This is a genomic window from Agrobacterium tumefaciens, assembly GCF_013337285.1.
GTDB classification, from domain to species: domain Bacteria; phylum Pseudomonadota; class Alphaproteobacteria; order Rhizobiales; family Rhizobiaceae; genus Agrobacterium; species Agrobacterium burrii.
Genome location: NZ_SUPW01000010.1, coordinates 43300 through 60947, shown reverse-complemented (window position 1 = coordinate 60947; position 17648 = coordinate 43300). Strand labels below are relative to the sequence as shown.

The following is a 17648-nucleotide window of genomic DNA, read 5'->3' as shown; positions in this document are numbered from 1 at the left end:
GCATCCTGCCTGTTTCACTCTCCGCGCGGAAAACGCTGGTTTTCCTCCAGCACGTTGAGGTCCATATGGTTGCGCATGTAGCGTTCCGAGGCCTTTTGCAAGGGCTGGTAATCCCACGGATAATAGGCGCCATTACGCAGCGCCTTGTAGACCACCCACCGCCGCGCCTGACTTTCGCGAACGGCGGCGTCGAACACCGGCAACTGCCAACGCCGACCAATCTCTGCCGAAAGCGATGAGAGCACATCGCTGAAAGCGGGGTCTTGGGCAAGATTGGTGCGTTCCTCCGGATCGGCCTCGAGATCATAAAGCAGCGGCGGATCGGCCTCGCAGACCGACAGCTTGTAGCGGCCGTCGCGAAGGGCAACGAGCGGTGCGATTGAGCCTTCGGCGGCATATTCCATTGGCACCGGACCACGCCCGCCGGTTCCCTTGGCTAGCGCAGCCAGATCCTCGCCATCCGTCCAGCGTTTAAGCGAGGTGATATCCAGCCCGGCCAACCCACACAGCGTCGGCGTGACATCGAGTGTCGAGACGGGGGCATCGATCAAAGCCGGTTGCCAATCAGGTGCGGCGATCATCAGCGGCACGCGAGCAGAACCTTCGAAGAAACACATCTTGAACCACAGGCCGCGCTCACCCAGCATATCACCATGGTCAGAGAGGAAGAGAATGATCGTGTCCTCTTCCATCCGCGTCGCCTTCAGAACATCGAGGATTTCGCCGATCTTTTCATCGATATAGGAGATATTGGCGAAATAACCGCGCCGTGCCCGGCGTATCTCTTCGGGCGAAATATCGAAAGCACGATGGTCGCAGGCTTCCAGCAGCCGTTTCGAATGCGGGTCGTGTTCATCGAAGGAAAGCGCTTCCGTCTCGGGGTCCAGCGCCGGGCAATCCTCGTAGAGATCCCAGAATTTGCGCCGCGCCACATAGGGGTCGTGCGGATGGGTGAAGCTGACCGTCAGACACCACGGCCGGTCATCGAGACGACGCGACAGGTCGTAAAGCTTGCGGGTGGCGTTATAGGCCACCTCGTCATCATACTCCATCTGGTTGGTGATTTCGGCAACGCCTGCGCCAGTCACCGAGCCGAGATTGTGATACCACCAGTCGATCCGCTCACCCGGCTTGGTATAATCAGGTGTCCAGCCGAAATCAGCGGGATAGATATCCGTCGTCAGGCGCTCTTCGAAGCCATGCAGCTGATCCGGCCCGACGAAATGCATCTTTCCCGAAAGGCCGGTGTAATAACCAGCCGCCCGCAGGTGATGTGCATAGGTCGGTATGTCGGACGCGAATTCGGAGGCATTGTCATAAACCCGCGTCCGGCTGGGCAATTGCCCAGACATGAAGGACGCCCGGGCCGGTGCGCAGAGCGGGCTTGCCGTATAGGTGTTGGCGAAGCGGACAGACCGCTTCGCCAATGTTTTCAGATGGGGTGCGTGGAGAAAATCGGCCGGGCCATCGGGAAAAAACGTCCCGTTGAACTGGTCGGCCATCAGGATCAGGATATTGGGACGCGGCATGTCGATTTTCCGGCTTAAAGACCAAGCTTGCCTTTGACGGCGTCCGCACCCGGCTTGCCCTCCAGCGTGGTAACGCCCTGCAGCCAGCCATCCAGCACTTTTGGATTGGCTTTCAGCCAGGCAGATGCCGCCGCTTTGGAATCCTCGCCGCCAAGAATAGAGCCCATCAGCGTGTTTTCCATGCCGATATCGAACTTCAGGTTCTTGAACAGCGTCGCCGCATTCGGGCATTGCTGCGGCCAGCCGGTGCGCACGAGCGTATAGACCTCAGCACCACCGAAATTCGGGCCGAAATAGGCGTCGCCACCGGAGAGATAGGCGATATCGATCTTCTCATTCATCGGATGCGGTGCCCAGGCGAGAAAGACCACCGCCTTCTTGTCCCTGCCCGCCCGTTCCACCTGCGCCAGCATGGCCTGTTCGCCGGATTCGACGAGCTGCCAGCCCTTGAGGCCGAAATCATTGGCGTCGATGATCTTCTGGATATTCTGGTTGGCCGGTGCGCCGGGCTCGATGCCGTAAATCTTGCTTTCGAATTCGTCGGCATGTTTGGCTAGATCGGCAAAATCCTTGACGCCCTTTTCCGCCATATAGGCCGGCACTGCCAATGTGAATTTGGCGCCCTCGAGGTTCTTCGTCATCACCTCGGCCGCCTTGGCGGCATTCAGATCATCCACGAAGGATTTCTGCGCCGGCATCCAGTTGCCGAGGAAAACGTCGATCTCGCCGTTCTTCATCGCCTGATAGCCGATCGGCACCGACAGTGTCTTGACGTCAGCCTCATAACCCAGCGCATCGAGCAGGACGGAAGCAACGCCATTGGTGGCGGTGATGTCGGTCCAGCCGGGATCGCTAAGGCGGATGGTCTTGCAGGCCGCGTCATCGGCCGCCTGAAGCGGGGTGGAGAAGGCGGCCACGGACAGAATGAGACCGGCGGCGATGCGGTGCAGATGAGAAATGGTTTTCATTGTGGCTCCCCTTTTATTAGTCCAGTTTATTGAACACCACATTGTTTTTGCCTGTGAAGCAGGTATTTTTCGATGACTGATATAAGGAATTTTAATGTCAGACCGGCCTCTCGATCTCGGATGGATGCGCATTTTCACCGAGGTTGCCCGCCGCGGCAGCCTGACGGCGGCGGCTGCATCCCTGCGGCTGACCCAGCCGGCCGTCAGTTATCAGATCCGCCGGCTGGAGGAGGAACTGGGCGTGGCGCTCGTGCAGCGCAGACATCGCGGTATCGAATTGACGACGGAGGGCCAGAGGCTGTTCGAGATCGTCTCGCGCAATGTCGACGCCATCGACCTTCTGGCGCAGCAGCTTCGCCGGACGGAGGAACGGCAGACCATCCGTCTGCACACGGACTATGCCTTTTCGTCCCTGTGGCTCATCCCGCGCATGCACGGATTTCGCGCGCTCAACCCCGACATCAACATCCAGATCGTCGCCACGCAGGACCCACTTGGCCAGGGCAAACACGACAGCGACGTGATGGTGATTTTCGGCACGCGGCAGGAGGCGGGCGAAGGAGCGGTATTGCTGCTTTCGGAAAAGGTCACGCCGGTCTGCTCGCCGGCGCTCCTGGCGGAAACGCCGGCACCGGCGGGTGTCGCTGATTTTTCACGCCATAAACTCATCCACCTCGAAAACACGTCACAGGCGCACTGGTTCGACTGGGCTGCCTATTTCAAGCATTTTGGCGTGCACCGCGGTGCCGAGCATGATGGCGGCGATATCAGCTTCAACAATTACACGATGGTGGTGCAGGCAACCATCGGTGAGCAGGGTTTTGCACTCGGCTGGGCCGGACTGGTCGATCCGTTACTCGAAGCCGGCGTGCTGGTGACGGCCGGCCCGAGCCTTGATGCGCCGGGACGCGGTTACTGGCTGATGCGGCCGAAAAGCAGCGACAGCGCGGTGAGGAAACTCACCGGCTGGCTGATCGACGAGCGGCGGTGACGCCGCCCGCCAGCCTGTACCGTTTCCGGTTCAGATGGGATAATGCAGCGGCCCGTCCTGCAACGTGACCCAGCGTAGCTCGGTGAATTCCGCAATGCCCGCCGTGCCGCCAAAACGGCCGTAACCGGATGCCTTGACACCGCCGAAAGGCATCTGCGCCTCATCGTGAACGGTAGGGCCATTGATATGGCATATGCCGCTTTCAATCCGGGCGGCAATCGAAAGCGCCCGCGCCTGATCCCTGCCGAAAATCGCGGCAGAAAGGCCAAACTCGGTTTCGTTGGCGATGCTCACCGCCTCATCCACGCTGCCCGCCCTGATGATGGAGACGACGGGGCCGAAGCTTTCCTCCGCATAAAGCCGCATGGCGGGCGTGACGCCATCGACGGCGATCGCATCCACCATCGTGCCATTGCCGCCGCCGCCCGCGACCAGCCGCGCGCCCTTGGACACGGCATCATCCACCAGCGCCCGGATGCGCGATGTCGCTTCGGCGCTGACCAGCGAGCCGAGCGGTGTTTTGCCCTCACGCGGATCGCCGGCCGTGAGGCTCGAAGCTTTTTTGGCGAAGGCGTCCACGAATGTATCGGCAACGCTGTCGAGCACGATGATGCGCTCCGTCGACATGCAGATTTGGCCCTGGTTCATATAGGCACCGAAGGCGGCGGCCGCGACAGCCGCGTCGATATCGGCGTCGTCAAGCACGATGAACGGCGCCTTGCCGCCAAGCTCCAGCAAAGCGGGCTTCAGATAACGGCCGGCCGTTTCGGCAATCACGCGGCCAACGCGGGTCGAGCCGGTGAAGTTCACCCGTCTGACGGCGGGGTGCGAGATCAGCGTATCGACGATCTTTGCGGCATCTTCCGGCGCATTGGAGACGGCGTTGAGCACGCCTTTCGGCAGACCGGCGGAAGCGACGGCTTCGATGATCAGCGCATGGGTGCGCGGGCAAAGTTCCGAGGTCTTCATGACAACCGTATTGCCGCAGGCAAGCGGCGTGGCGATGGAGCGCACGCCGAGAATGACCGGCGCATTCCACGGCGCCATGGACAGGACGACACCGGCCGGCTGGCGCAGCGCCATCGCCATGGTTCCCGGACGGTTGGAGGGGATGATCTCGCCCTTGATCTGGGTGGTCAGGCTCGCTGCCTCGACCAGCATGTCGCTCGCCAGTTTGACGTTGAACCCGGCCCAGGCATCGGTTGCGCCGATTTCTTCCTTCATCGCCTGGGTGATGTCGGGCCCGGCGGCGAGAAGCGCCTGCGCGGCAGCCAGAAGCAGGCGGCGGCGTTCACCGGGCGGCGTTGCCGACCAGACCGGGAAAGCGGCCGCCGCGGCATCGGCCGCGCGCATAGCGTCCTCCACCGTTGCCGCCGCCGCACTGGTCGCCACATCGCCGGTAATGGGGTTGCTGCGCTCGAAGCGCTTGCCGCTTGCGGCCGGGCAATGATCACCGCCGATGAAAAGATTGACAGTCTGCATGGTCTTTCTCCTGAGTTCAGACAATGGCGGCGGTGGTACCGCCGAGAAACGCCCGTTGCACGGCGGGATCGGCGGACAGGGCTTCAGCCGTGCCTGCCCCGACAATCCGTCCTGCTTCCAGCAAATAACCGCGATCGGCGAGCGCAAGGCTTTCGCGTACATTCTGCTCCACGAGCAGAATGGAAAGGCCGCTCTTCTTGATCTCACCCAAAGCGGCAAAAAGTTCCTGCGTGACGATGGGCGCAAGCCCAAGGCTCGGCTCATCCAGCAGCAGATAATCCGGTGCCGACATCAGCGCCCGCCCGATGGCGACCATCTGCTGTTCGCCACCGGACATGGTGCCGGCAAGCTGCTGCCGCCGCTCGGCAAGGCGCGGAAACAGCGAGAAAATATGCTCGCGCGTCGTCTTTTCCGCTGAACGGGCATGGCGGGGATTGGCCCCGAGACGAAGATTTTCCTCCACCGTCAGCGCTGCGAAAATTCCGCGTCCTTCCGGCACCAGCGCCACGCCCCGCTCCACGATCTGATGAGCGGGGACAGCGGCAAGCGACGCGCCGTTGACGCGCACTTCGCCGGAGGCCGGCGCAACCATGCCGCCGACCGCTTTCAGCAGCGACGACTTGCCAGCGCCATTGGCCCCGAGCAGCACCACCGTTTCGCCCTTGGCGACATTGAGCGATATGCCGTCAACCGCAAGATGTTTGCCGTAGCGGATTGTCAGTGCATCTATTTCAAGCATGTGCCGCTCCCAGATAGGCGGAAATGACCTGCGGATCATCAAGCACTACTGCCGTCGGCCCGTCGGCAATCTTGCGACCCGCCGCCATGACCACGGAGCGCGGGCAGAGTGCGCGCACGGCGGCCATGATGTGTTCCACTAGCAGGATCGTCGTTCCCTGCGATGCCAGCCGCCGGATCAGCGCTATTCCTTCCTGCAGCTCCGTGGGGTTAAGGCCCGCGAGCCATTCGTCGAGAAGCAGAAGCTTCGGTTCACCCGCCAGCGCACGCGCCAGTTCAAGCCGCTTCTGGTCGATATAGGTGAGATCGCCGGCCGGCAGGGTCTCCCGCCCGGCAAGGCCAATCCTTTCGAGGCAGGCCCGCGCGACCTTCTCCGCCTCAAGACGGGACAGGCATTGCGGCCCGAACATGGCCGATACGGCGACGTTTTCGAGCAGGGAAAGCGACGGCAAAAGCCGCACGAGCTGGAAGGTGCGCGCCACGCCGGCGCGGGCAATCACATCCGGCCGCCTTCCTGCAATCTCCTGCCCTTTTAGCCGGATCGACCCTTCGGTTGGCTTCAGCGCCCCGGAGATCAGGTTCATCAGCGTCGTCTTGCCGGAACCGTTCGGCCCCAGCAGCCCGACGACCTCGCCGGCCTTGATGGTGAGACCAAGACCATCCACCGCCTTCAGCCCGCCAAAGGTCTTGCGGATATCGGTGATTTCGAGAACAGCGCTCATGCGGCTTTCTCCTTTTTGCGCAGTTTCTCAAGCGCCGCCAGCACGCCATCCGGCAACACAAAGACGATGAGGATGAAGAGGGCGCCGAGGATGATGGAAAAATGGTTGGGGAAGTTGGCGCCCAGCCATTCGAACAGCAGGAACAGCGGCACCGCACCGAGAATGGGTCCCCAGCGGCGTGTGGCTCCGCCAAGCAAGGCCATGATGACGGTGAGGAACGAGACCTGCGGATTAAAGACGATGGCCGGCTCGATATAGACCCAGCGCGGGGCTTGAATGGCGCCGACCAGCGTGATGATCGTGGCCGACAGCACGAAGAGCGTCAACTTGGTGCGGGCGAGATTGATGCCCGCATGGGCCGCCACGACCTCGTCGTCACCGATTGCCTTCAGCGCCAGTCCGAGCTTGCTGCGGTCGATCAGGATTGCCAGCAGAAGGGTGATGACAGCCAGCGCCAGCAATTGCCAGAGCACATGCTGCGGCTCCAGCGGCAGGAAGATATAGCGCCCAAGCGTGCCAGTCACATTCACCTCATACCAGGTGATGAGCTGGCGGATGAGCTCGGCAAGGCCAAAGGAAAAGATCACGAAATAAATGCCGGCGACGCGCAGTGTGGAAAGCCCGACGACAAGCGCAAGCGACGCACCGACAAGGGCCGCGCACAGGAGCACAAGCGGCCAGGGCAAAACCTCGCTCAGCACCGCCACCGTATAGGCCCCGACACCGAAGAAGGCGACGGTGGCGAGTGAAATATAGCGGGTGGGACCGGAGAACATCGCCCAGGCGGAGGCGAGCGTCGCATAACCCAACAGGCCAATGATGACACCCACGCCATAGGCATCGAAAAAGATGGGGGAAAGCGCCAGCAGCGCGACTGCGGCAAGGCCGATGAGAAGCGGGATCATTTGCCCCTCCTTGCGAAAATGCCTTCCGGTCGCCAGAGCAGCACCACGAGGAAAAGCAGATAGGTGGCGGCAAGTGTGAGACCGGGATCGACATAAACCAGCACGAAGGTTTCTACGAGGCCGAGCAGCAGGCCGGCCACCAGCGCGCCGAGCAGATTGCCGACACCCCCCATGATGACAACGACAAGCGCCTTCATGGTGAAGACCACGCCATAGGAGGCGGAAAAGGTCTGGTACATCGAGATCATCACCCCGCCCGCCACGGCGAGTGCTCCACCAAGCGCAAAGCCGATCGAGGCCACACGGTTCACATCAATACCGACCAGCGGCGCGGATTTGGGCGCAAGCGCCACCGCCCGCAGGTTGAGGCCCCAGCGACTGTGGGTGAGCGCCAGATAAAGCCCGCCGCCGATGACGACCGACAGGCAGAAGGACAGGAGCCGGTTGAGCGCCACCGTCGTGCCGAGGATATCGACGCCATCGGCGAGATAGGAATAGGAATGATAGTTGCCGCCGAACACGACAAGCATGATGCCCTGAATGACGAAGAGCAGCCCGAAGGTCGCCAGTATGGAATCGACTTCCAGACGGCCGGCCCCGCCCGAACGGCGTACCAGCGGCCGCATCATGACCCGGTAGATCAAAAAGGACAGGCAGTAACCGAGCGGCACGATAATGAACAGCGACAAGAGCGGCGAAAGGCCATAGCTAGAAAACAGCACGAAGGCGAAGAAGGCAGCCGCAATCAGCACTTCGCCATAAGCAAGGTTCATGATGCGGGCGATGCCATATTGCAGCGAAAGTCCAAGCGCGATCAGCGCATAGGTCCCTCCCAGCATCAAGCCGAAGATGAGGGTGGATAAAAACAAGGGATTGTCTCCAGTCTGGAACATGGCCGAAGCCTGCCGGCCGGGGTTCACGGCCCCGGCCGGCAACGGCTCACCATTGCGGCTTCGGAATGACCGGCTTTGCCGCGCCTGAACGGTCTGCGGGTGCAATCGCCACAAAGCGGTCACCCTGCCATTGTCCCGCCCACCATAGCTGGCGAAGCTGGTTGTCCTCAAGCTTGACCGGGCCGATGACGGTTTCGAAGCTTCCCGTCGAAAGCTCGCTTGCCACCGCCGCCTTGTCGAGGCCGACACGCTGGATGGACTGGGCCAGCATTTCGAGGCTCGCATAGGTGATGGCGCTTGCCCAGCTGTCCGGCTTGGCGCCAATGAAGGCCTCGTGGCGCTTGAAATAATCCTCGATCTTGTCGCTGCTGCCATCAACGCCGCCGATGCTGATCACGCCTCCCTGCTTGCCATCGGAGACCTTCGGGAAGATCGGGAAAGCACCGCCGACGCCGACATAAAGAACCTTCGGGTTAAACCGGGCCGTCTGCGCCTGTTTCGTCACCGCGAAACTGTCGGGCGGATAGGAAAAGGCGATGAAGCTGTCCGCACCACTCGCCGCCGCCTCGTTCACAAGTGCTGCGAAATCCGAAGTGCCGACCGGATAGGTCTTGTCATAGGCCAGTGTGAAACCCGCTTCTTTCAGCGCCGGTCGCGCGGCCTTGATGAGATCGATGCCGAAACCGTCAGCCACGGAAATCACCGCGACCTTGTCGTTGATCTGGCCGGCATCGCGTGCGGCTTTCAGAACGTCGGCCAGCGCATTGGCATAATCATGGCCGCCGCCCAGCATCCAGAAGCTCTTCTTCCAGCGCGCGGCAAATTCAGGCGCCTTGTCGGTCACGCCGGTCACTGCCAGTTGCGGATAACCGAAGCGCTCATAAAGCGGTGCGACGGCCAGATTGAAGCCCGTGCCCCATGGCGGCAGAATGAAATCGACCTTGTCCTGGCTGGCCAGACGTTCGGTGAAACGTACCGCATCCTCGGCCGAGGAGCGGTCGTCATATTCGACCACTTCCACCGGCAGGCGCTTGCCATCCGGCAAGGTGAGGCCACCGGCATCGTTGACCTCCTTCACCCACAATTTGTAGTTCGGAATGGTGGTGATGCCAGCACCTGTGGCATTGGCGCCGCTTTTTGAAACGGCATAACCGATCTTCACCGACGTGCGGTCCTGCGCATTGACATAACCGAAAGATACTGCCGACAGGGCAGCACCGGAGAGCAGGCAGAACAGCGTTCTGCGCTTCAGACTATTCATGATGTTCCTCCCAAAGCGCCTTCTCGGGGTTGCCGTTCTCCTCAAGGCTTTCCCCTGCGCTGATCAAAGTTTAGCAATGACAGCCGCATATAAAATGCACTAGCGTAGCGCATTATTGTACTTTTGGAGGCATAATGCCGCTGTACAGCCAGATTGCCGGCAACCGCGTTGAGATAACCGCACGCACCCTCACCTCAGCGCTGCGCGTATCGGAATTGCGGCTGGAAGCGGATAGTGCCCATCTGCTGCTTCTCTCCGCCGGCGAAGCAGAAATCCTGCAGGGTGAAAAGACGCTGCCTGTCACGGCACCGGGGCTCGTCTGGCTGCCCATCGCCCCCGCGGGCCGCCTGCGGTTGAATGCCGGAACTCGTGGATCGCTGCTGAGGACGACCGAAATCGGCCTTGCCCATGCCATGCCCACAGGCACGAGCGCGAGCGCGGTGCGCAATATATTGCAGCGTATTTTGACGCAGACGCCAGCGGAAAAGGATCGGCAGGAACTGGCAGGTTATATCGAGACCATCGCCAGCGAAAATGTGCGCGCTACAACCGGTTCGGACACGATCATCGCCAGCCTGCTCTCCGTCACCCTCATCCGCATCTGCCAGCACGCCATGGCCGATATTGCCGCGGCCGTCTCCACGCCCGGCAGCCTCACCGAACGGTTCGTCCTGCTGGTAAGCCAGCACAAGCGCGATCAATGGGGCGTGGACGATTATGCAAGACATTTGAGTGTCAGCCGCGAACGGCTGGGATTTGCGGTTCACAAGGCCACGGGGCTTTCACCACAGGCCTATATTCACCGCGAAATCATCTCCGAAGCACGCGACCTTCTTCTTAACTCTTCACTGCAAGTTGCTGAAATTGCGTTTCGATTGGGGTTTCAGGACCCCGGCTACTTCAATCGGTTTTTCACCCGCAACGAGGGCACGTCTCCCGGACGTTTCCGCCGGGCCGCAACGCGGATGCAGAACCTGCCGCCGCCATCTTATGCGGCTTGGCCGTGACCTGAAAGGCGGCTGAGAATTAGGCGGCTTCCAGTTCTTTGATATTGGCAAGGTCCGCTTCCAGCCTTGCAGCGGCGGCCTTAATGTCAAAGGCGTTCTGCAAGTTCAGCCAATATTCCGGTGTGGTCTTGAAAAACTTTGCGAGGCGCAAGGCAGTGTCGGCGGTGATACCAAGTTTCTCTCCCACAATCCGTTCTATGCGGGTGCGAGGAATATTGAGGTGCTTTGCAAGGGCGTATGCTGACATGCCCAGCGGCTCCAGATAGAGTTCCCGCAGGATTTCGCCCGGGTGGATCGGGGGCGATTTGCTGATTGTCATGATCGCTGGCCCTCCTTGGCCTATTTGTCCTGAGCTTTCCGAAAATAACCGACTAGTGATAATCGGTTATTTCCACGCTTTCCGGCCCCGCGTCTGTCCAGACGAAGCAGATACGCCATTGCTTGTTGATCCGAATCGAATATTGGCCTTCACGGTCGCCGGACAGCTTTTCCAAACGGTTACCCGGTGGTGACCGAAGGTCGTCAACCGTGGTCGACGCATCCAGAATCGTGAGCAGCTGCTGGGCGCGGCGTATGAGATCCGCGGGAAAGCCCTTCTTCACAGATCCGTCGTCAATCGATGCGGTCAGCTTGTTTTTAAAAGAACGGATCATTGCTGGCCTCGTGATATTGGTATCATAAACCGATACACTCAGAAGTCAACAGAACGGTATCTTAAAGAGATACAATTTATTGCCGTCCCGTCATCGCCCGATGCCGCCCGATTGGCAGCATCATCGGCTTGCCGGAGGTCGGATCTTCGATGACCCGGCTTTCGATGCCGAAGACGTGGCGGACATTCTCTTCCGTCAGCACTTCTTCCGGTGTGCCGCAGACATGCAGCTTTCCGTCCGTCATGGCGACGAGATGATCGGCATAACGGGCTGCGAGGTTGAGATCGTGCAGCACCATGACGATTGTGGTTTCACGGGACTGGTTGAGGTCAGTCAGAAGGTCCAGTACTTCGACCTGATGGCTGATATCCAAGAAGGTCGTGGGTTCATCCAGCAGCAATATGTCGGTCTGCTGGGCAAGCGCCATGGCGATCCAGACGCGTTGCCGCTGGCCGCCCGACAGTTCATCTACCGGCCGCTCGGCAAGGTCCACCGTATCCGTGGCGAAAAGGGCAGCGGCAACCGCCTCGTCGTCCTGGCGCGACCAGCGGGCGAACAGGCCGTGATGCGGGTGCCGGCCACGGCTGACGAGATCGGCGACGACGATACCCTCCGGCGCGATCGGCGATTGCGGCAGGAGGCCCATGCGCTGCGCCAACTCTTTCGAAGGAAGCCGATGGATGGATTTACCGTCGAGCAGGACCTGCCCGGCGCGGGGCGTGATAAGCCGCGACATGCTGCGCAGCAGGGTGGACTTGCCGCAGGCATTGGCCCCGACGATGACGGTGATTTTCCCGCGTGGAACGACGAGGTTCAGCCCTTCGATAATAAGGGTTTCACCGTAGCCAGCCGAAAGGCCGTTCACGGAAAGGGAGTGGCCGGTCATAACGAGCCTCCGCTGCGGTTGACCCGCACGATAAGGTAAATCAGATAGGGCGCGCCAAGCGCGCCGGTAACGACGCCGACCGGGTATCGGCCCGGCAGCAGGAACTGGCCGCAATAATCGCCCACCAGCACCAGTACGGCCCCGACAAGTGCTGCGGGAATGAGCAGTGAGCCGTTGCTGCCGACGATACGCGCGGCAATCGGCCCCGACAGGAAGGCAACAAAGGCGATAGGTCCCGAGACGGCCGTGGCAAAAGCGATCATGCCCACGGCGGCGATGATGACGATGATGCGCGTTTTCCCAACCCGCACGCCCAGCGCGGCGGCGGCATCATCGCCGAGCCGCAACGCCTCAAGATCACGCGCGCGGCTCAAAAGTAACCCACCGAACAGAATGAGGGCGACAAAGAGCGGCGACGTCTGGGCAAGTTTGGCGCCGTTGACACTGCCCGTCAGCCAGCGCATCGCCTCCTGCAGCGTCCAGGCGGGCGCGACGGAGAGAATATAGGCGATGAAACTTTCGAGCATGGCGGAAACGCCGATACCGACAAGGATAAGCCGCGTTCCCGCCACGCCGTTGCGGAAGGACAGGAGATAGACCAGCAGCGCAATGCCAAGACCGGCGATGACGGCAAAGACCGAGACAAGCGGTCCGTTCAGCTGCAGCACGACGATGGCGAAGACGGCGGCAGCACTCGCACCGGAACTGATGCCGATAATGTCGGGACTGGCCAGCGGATTGCGCAGCATGATCTGAAAGGCGACACCGCCCAGCCCAAAGCTCAGCCCGGCCAGCACCGAGAGCAGCGCGCGCGGCAGGCGCAATTGCCCGACGGTGAAGCTGACGCCGGCAATATCCTCGCCAGCCAAGACGCGGATCACCTCACCGGGCGGCGTAAAGGATTGCCCCAGCATCAGCGTCAGGGCGAATGCAGCAATCAGCAGGGCCGACAGGGTGGCGATGACGAGGCGGCGCCGGCGCTGTCGGGCGTGGCGGTTCAAGACCAGTGTGTCGATGACGGCAGCGTGCATGATCATAGTTCACGCACCCGCTGGCGTCTGACGATCCAGATGAAGAACGGTGCACCGACCAGCGCGGTGACGATGCCGACATCGAGTTCGGACGGCCGTGCGACGATGCGGCCGACAATATCGGCAGCCAGCAGCAGGCAGGCGCCGCCAAGCGCGGAAAACGGCAGGAGCCAGCGATTGTCAACACCGACGAGCAGACGGCACAGATGCGGCACAACCAGCCCGACAAAGCCGATCGGCCCGCAAATGGCGGTAGCCGTGCCGCAGAGCAAAATAGCCCCAAAAGACGCCACGGCTCGGGCGACAGCGACGTTTTCGCCAAGGCCGGCGGCGAGCTCATCGCCCAGAGCCAGCGAATTTAGCCTGCGCGCCGAAAGCAGGCTGATGGCGAAACCGGCGGCCAGAAACGGCAGAACGGTCTCGATGCGCTCGAAGGTCGCGCCGCCGACGCCGCCAATCTGCCAGGCGCGGATGCCGCCGGCAATATCGCTGCGCGGCAGAACCACGGCGATAACCAATGACGAGAAGGCGACGGATGTGGCAGCACCAGCAAGCGCCAGTTTCAGCGGGGTGGCCCCGCCGCGCCCGAGCGAACCGACGACATAAACGAAGACGGCCGAGAGACCCGCACCAATGATGGCGGCAATGATGAAGGCCTGTGAAGACGCAATGCCGAACCAGACGATGGCGATGACGACGGCGAGCGAGGCCCCCATATTGACGCCGAGAATGCCGGGATCGGCCAGCGGATTGCGGGTGACGCCCTGCATTATGGCCCCTGCCAGCCCGAGTGCGGCACCGGCCAGAAGCGCAAGCACCGTGCGCGGCAGGCGAACCGCAACGGCCGCTTCCGCAACCGTCTCAACCCGGCCGGCAAGCGCTGCGGTAATATCCGCCAGCGATACATCACGCGTGCCGATGGCGACTGAAAGCGCGCAAAGCACGGCCAGAATCGCCAGCACGGCGCTCAGCCACGCCGTTCGTTTACGGTTGGAGCGGCCGGCAAGCAGCACGGCCGGACCTTTACCGGATCCATGCATAGTCATTGGGATTTCCCGGAGGATTTGTCCGCCGCTTTCGCCAGAAGATCGGCGTAGTCCTTCAAAACCCAGGAAATCGACAGCGGCGTTGGGTTGGACGCGGTGCCGAGCGGATCGCGGCCGAGCATGACGATGGCATCGCGGGAGACGGCGGGCATGCGGGCAAGCAGCGGATCGGCGCGCATGGCATCGAACAGCGGCTTGCTGCCATAGGTCACGACAATATCGACATCGTCGAATGCATCGACACGCTCGGCGCTGACACCGGCGGCGAACTGCCCCGGCTTCGTTGCTTCCACGACGCTTTTCGGCGAGGCGAGCCCGAGATCGGCGAAGAACTTCACCCGGCTGTCATTGGCGGTATAAAAATTGACGACGCTGAGATTGGTGGCGTCGAGATGGGTGACGAACATTGCCGACTTGCCCTTCAGCTGCGGGTGACCGGCGACCACTTCGGCAATCTCTGCCTCGATGCGTTTGATCAGTGCCTCGCCCTCGGCAACCATGCCAAGCCCGGCGCTGTTCAGCCGGATCATGTCGCGCCAGTCCGTCGCCCATGGAGAGACGGGATAGGCCACCACGGGCGCGATCTGGCTCAGCGTATCATAGTCAGACTGGCTAAGACCGGAATAGGCCGCGAGAATGACATCTGGCTGCGTTGCCGCCACGGCCTCGAAATCGATGCCATCGCCCTCGTCAAACAAAACCGGTTTGTCCGCCTTGAGTTCGGCGAGCCGCTTTGCCACCCAGGGCAGCAGGCCATCGCCGTCATCATCACCAAAATTGGCGGCGGCGAAACCGACAGGCACGATGCCAAGCGCCAGCGGCACCTCATGGTTTGCCCAGGCGACGGTGGCGACCCGTTGCGGCTTCTTCGTAATCGTCGTCGTACCGAAGGCGTGCTTGATGACGATGGGATAGGTCATCGCATCATCCGCCAAGGCCATATTTGGCGCGATTATCGACAGAAACAGCACAAGGGCCGGCACGAGGCAGCGGAACGGACGAAGCATGACGAAGCTCTCAAAGGTTCAAAAGTGGACTTGAACTCTCAGCTTCACATGCCCCCGTCAAGTCTAAGGAAGAGATGCCGCCCGAACAGCGGTGAAATTTCCGGGGTTTTGTACAAAACCGCAAAAAGTTACAATACCGGACAAACTTTCTCAAGTTATTGGGCGCTTCGAGAGTGGGCCGTGCAAGCGGCGATCGGGGCATCAACTTCTGGAATCTGGCAATGAAAATCGAAATCGACGGCAAAAACCGTAAAACCGCGCCACATTTTTATGGGAAAGCCACCCTACTTGCCTGCACGGCGCTTGTCGCCACCCTGCCCGGCCGGTCGCTGGCGCAGGAGGCTGCCAATACAAGCGGCAGCACGGTTCTGGAACGGATCACCATCGACAGCGGCGACAATGACCAGAAGTCCATCGTCGCCACCCGCACGACGAGCGGCAGCAAGATGGCGACCGACATTCTCGATACGCCAGCCTCCGTTTCCGTCATCACCGCCAGGGAAATGCAGCAGCGCGGTGTGCAGACCGTGGAAGAGGCGCTGCAATATACCGCCGGCGTAACCACGGATTTCTACGGCTCCGACGATCGTTTCGACTATTTCAAGATTCGCGGCTTCGATGCCTATACCTATCGCGACGGCCTGACGCTCGGCCGCCCTTTCGGTGCGGCGCGTGAGGAAACCTATGCCTATGAGCGCGTGGAAGTGCTGAAGGGTGGCAACTCCACCACCTTTGGCGTCTCGGATCCCGGCGGCTCGGTGAATTATTCCACCAAGGTACCGAAACGCGCCCGCTTCGGCGAAGCCTATATCACCGGCGGCTCCTATAGCCGCGCCGAAACCGGCTTCGACTTCGGCGACAACATCACCAGCGACGACACGCTGTCCTATCGTCTCACCGGCAAGCTCCGCAACGCCGATGCGGAATATGATTATTCCCGCGATGACGAGAAATTCTTCATGGGCGGCCTGACATGGCGCCCGACCGATGTCACCAGCCTGACCGTGGTTTATGATCACCTTAACAAGGACGGCGTTCCCGGTGGCGGCGGCCATCCGGTTGGCTCGCATTTCGACCGCAGCCGTTTCTTCGGCGAACCGGACTACAATTATCGCGGCACAAACCGCAATTCGCTGAGCGTGATGTTCGACCACGATTTCGGCTCGGGCCTGACACTGAGTTCCAATGCGCGCTACAGCAAGACCAACACCGATTTCGGCTACGCCTATATTTCGTCCACGCCGACCAACGGTTCGACCATCGCCAATCGCTCCTATTTCGGCAACGATACCGAGACCGAAAATTTCCTGATCGACACCCGGCTGCAATACGACACGACGCTGGAAAGCGTCGAGAGCCGCAGCCTCGTCGGCGTTTTTTATAACGACTACTCGTCCGGCAGCAAAAACTACTTCGGCGCTGCGCCCGACATCAACTGGATGAACCCCGTCTATACCGGCGCGCCCTCCTCGGTGCCGCTCTTCTCCAACTCGCTGACGGACCAGAAGACCAAGTCGATCTACCTGCAACAGGACCTGACCTTCTTCGACAGGCTGATCGTCAGCGCCGGCCTGCGCAACGACTGGATCGACACCGACCAGACCAACCGGCTGAACGGCACGACGGCGAGCGGCGACATCAGCGAACTGACCAAGCGTATCGGCGTGTCCTACAAGGTCACCAATGAGATCGCGCCCTATATCAGCTATGCCGAATCGGTGGTGCCGGCATCGGGGCTCACCGTTGAACCGGAGCGCGGCGAACAGATCGAACTTGGCATCAAATACCGGCCGGAGGCTTTCCCCGCCCTGTTTACCGCCTCGATCTATGACCTGAAGAAAAATAACATCACCGTCACCAGCCCGATCACCAGCCTACCCACCACCATCGGCGAAGTCCGCGTGCGTGGTCTCGATCTGGAAGCCAAGGCGGAAGTCACCGACAATCTCAGCCTGACGGCGGCCTATTCCTATCTCAACGCGGAAATCACAGAAAACGGCACGGGCGGCAATGTTGGCAACCGGCCGCAATTCGTGCCGGAACATCAGGCCTCGCTATGGGTCAACTACACGCTTGAAGGTAACGACCACTTCGGCGACACGACCTTCGGCCTCGGCGGCCGCTACACCGGCTCCTATTATTTCGACAACGCCAACAAGGTTTCTACCGGCAGCAGCATCACCGTGGATGCGGCAGTAAGCTACAAAATCCAGGAAACCGCCTCTCTGGACGTGAATGTCTCCAACCTCTTCAACGAAAAACATGTTGCTTATGGCGGGTTCGGCGCTGATTTCTACAATCCCGGCCGGGCGTTCTCCGTTACCCTGCGCAAGACGTGGTAAACATCGAGATTAGCAATATTTTTCAGTGTATTGCACAATTCTTCTAATGTTCAACGTCATCCTCGGGCTTGTCCCGAGGATCTAACCACATCTCATCAAGTCAGAAGGCAGCAGATCCTCAGGACAAGCCCGAGGATGACGTAGAGCGAGGCTTGTGGAATTGCGCCAACCGCTGCGCATAGACGGC

The 17648-nt window shown here is 60.9% G+C and carries 17 protein-coding genes; 3 read left to right on the top strand and 14 right to left on the bottom strand.

What is annotated here, in order from left to right:
- Positions 1–14: 14 nt before the first annotated feature.
- Positions 15–1529, bottom strand: coding sequence for a choline-sulfatase (gene betC / locus FCH38_RS21050; RefSeq protein WP_174375044.1), 1515 nt, complete (start codon positions 1527–1529; stop codon positions 15–17).
- Positions 1530–1543: 14 nt separating this feature from the next.
- A complete protein-coding gene (locus FCH38_RS21045) occupies positions 1544–2497 on the bottom strand; it encodes a choline ABC transporter substrate-binding protein (protein WP_174375043.1) in 954 nt (317 codons plus the stop codon).
- A 94-nt stretch (positions 2498–2591) separates the two neighbouring features.
- Between FCH38_RS21045 and FCH38_RS21040 the strand changes: the two genes are divergently transcribed.
- Complete coding sequence (locus FCH38_RS21040; protein ID WP_135397603.1) at positions 2592–3488, top strand: choline sulfate utilization transcriptional regulator; 897 nt, start codon at positions 2592–2594, stop codon at positions 3486–3488.
- Between the two features lie 30 nt (positions 3489–3518).
- On the opposite strand, the gene FCH38_RS21035 is transcribed toward FCH38_RS21040, so the two are convergent.
- From FCH38_RS21035 to FCH38_RS21010, 6 genes are all read right to left on the bottom strand, one after another.
- Entirely contained in the window at positions 3519–4970 is a 1452-nt protein-coding gene (locus FCH38_RS21035) for an aldehyde dehydrogenase (protein ID WP_174375042.1), read from the bottom strand.
- Positions 4971–4986: 16 nt separating this feature from the next.
- Entirely contained in the window at positions 4987–5709 is a 723-nt protein-coding gene (locus FCH38_RS21030; protein ID WP_174375041.1) for an ABC transporter ATP-binding protein, read from the bottom strand.
- Positions 5702–6430: an ABC transporter ATP-binding protein gene (locus FCH38_RS21025; RefSeq protein ID WP_174375040.1), complete on the bottom strand. Its 729-nt coding sequence runs from the start codon at positions 6428–6430 to the stop codon at positions 5702–5704. The genes FCH38_RS21030 and FCH38_RS21025 overlap by 8 nt, the downstream gene beginning before the upstream one ends.
- Complete coding sequence (locus FCH38_RS21020) at positions 6427–7335, bottom strand: branched-chain amino acid ABC transporter permease (RefSeq protein WP_174375039.1); 909 nt, start codon at positions 7333–7335, stop codon at positions 6427–6429. Before FCH38_RS21020 ends, FCH38_RS21025 begins: the two co-directional genes overlap by 4 nt.
- Positions 7332–8204: a branched-chain amino acid ABC transporter permease gene (locus FCH38_RS21015; protein WP_174375038.1), complete on the bottom strand. Its 873-nt coding sequence runs from the start codon at positions 8202–8204 to the stop codon at positions 7332–7334. Before FCH38_RS21015 ends, FCH38_RS21020 begins: the two co-directional genes overlap by 4 nt.
- A 70-nt stretch (positions 8205–8274) precedes the next feature.
- Positions 8275–9489, bottom strand: a complete 1215-nt coding sequence (locus FCH38_RS21010; protein ID WP_174375037.1) for an amino acid ABC transporter substrate-binding protein — start codon at positions 9487–9489, stop codon at positions 8275–8277.
- 134 nt (positions 9490–9623) lie between these two features.
- Here FCH38_RS21010 and FCH38_RS21005 point away from each other — a divergent pair, with 134 nt between their 5' ends.
- Entirely contained in the window at positions 9624–10496 is an 873-nt protein-coding gene (locus tag FCH38_RS21005; RefSeq protein ID WP_174375036.1) for a helix-turn-helix transcriptional regulator, read from the top strand.
- A gap of 19 nt (positions 10497–10515) precedes the next feature.
- Here FCH38_RS21005 and FCH38_RS21000 read toward each other — a convergent pair whose 3' ends face one another.
- The 6 genes from FCH38_RS21000 to FCH38_RS20975 all read right to left on the bottom strand — a co-directional run bounded on the left by FCH38_RS21000 (position 10516) and on the right by FCH38_RS20975 (position 15119).
- On the bottom strand, positions 10516–10815 hold the full coding sequence (locus tag FCH38_RS21000) for a HigA family addiction module antitoxin (protein WP_149900963.1): 300 nt from the start codon (positions 10813–10815) through the stop codon (positions 10516–10518).
- Between the two features lie 52 nt (positions 10816–10867).
- The gene (locus FCH38_RS20995; RefSeq protein ID WP_149900962.1) at positions 10868–11149 is read right to left on the bottom strand and encodes a type II toxin-antitoxin system RelE/ParE family toxin; all 282 of its coding nucleotides are present in this window, start codon (positions 11147–11149) and stop codon (positions 10868–10870) included.
- Between the two features lie 76 nt (positions 11150–11225).
- Positions 11226–12035 carry an ABC transporter ATP-binding protein gene (locus FCH38_RS20990; RefSeq protein WP_174375035.1) on the bottom strand — a complete coding sequence of 270 codons (810 nt, stop codon included), beginning with the start codon at positions 12033–12035 and terminating at the stop codon, positions 11226–11228.
- Positions 12032–13072 carry a FecCD family ABC transporter permease gene (locus FCH38_RS20985; RefSeq protein WP_174375034.1) on the bottom strand — a complete coding sequence of 347 codons (1041 nt, stop codon included), beginning with the start codon at positions 13070–13072 and terminating at the stop codon, positions 12032–12034. The genes FCH38_RS20990 and FCH38_RS20985 overlap by 4 nt, the downstream gene beginning before the upstream one ends.
- Entirely contained in the window at positions 13069–14112 is a 1044-nt protein-coding gene (locus tag FCH38_RS20980) for a FecCD family ABC transporter permease (protein WP_174375033.1), read from the bottom strand. Before FCH38_RS20980 ends, FCH38_RS20985 begins: the two co-directional genes overlap by 4 nt.
- Positions 14109–15119 carry an iron-siderophore ABC transporter substrate-binding protein gene (locus FCH38_RS20975; RefSeq protein WP_174375032.1) on the bottom strand — a complete coding sequence of 337 codons (1011 nt, stop codon included), beginning with the start codon at positions 15117–15119 and terminating at the stop codon, positions 14109–14111. Before FCH38_RS20975 ends, FCH38_RS20980 begins: the two co-directional genes overlap by 4 nt.
- A 221-nt stretch (positions 15120–15340) precedes the next feature.
- Here FCH38_RS20975 and FCH38_RS20970 point away from each other — a divergent pair, with 221 nt between their 5' ends.
- Positions 15341–17461: a TonB-dependent siderophore receptor gene (locus FCH38_RS20970; RefSeq protein ID WP_174375031.1), complete on the top strand. Its 2121-nt coding sequence runs from the start codon at positions 15341–15343 to the stop codon at positions 17459–17461.
- Positions 17462–17648 lie beyond the last annotated feature (187 nt).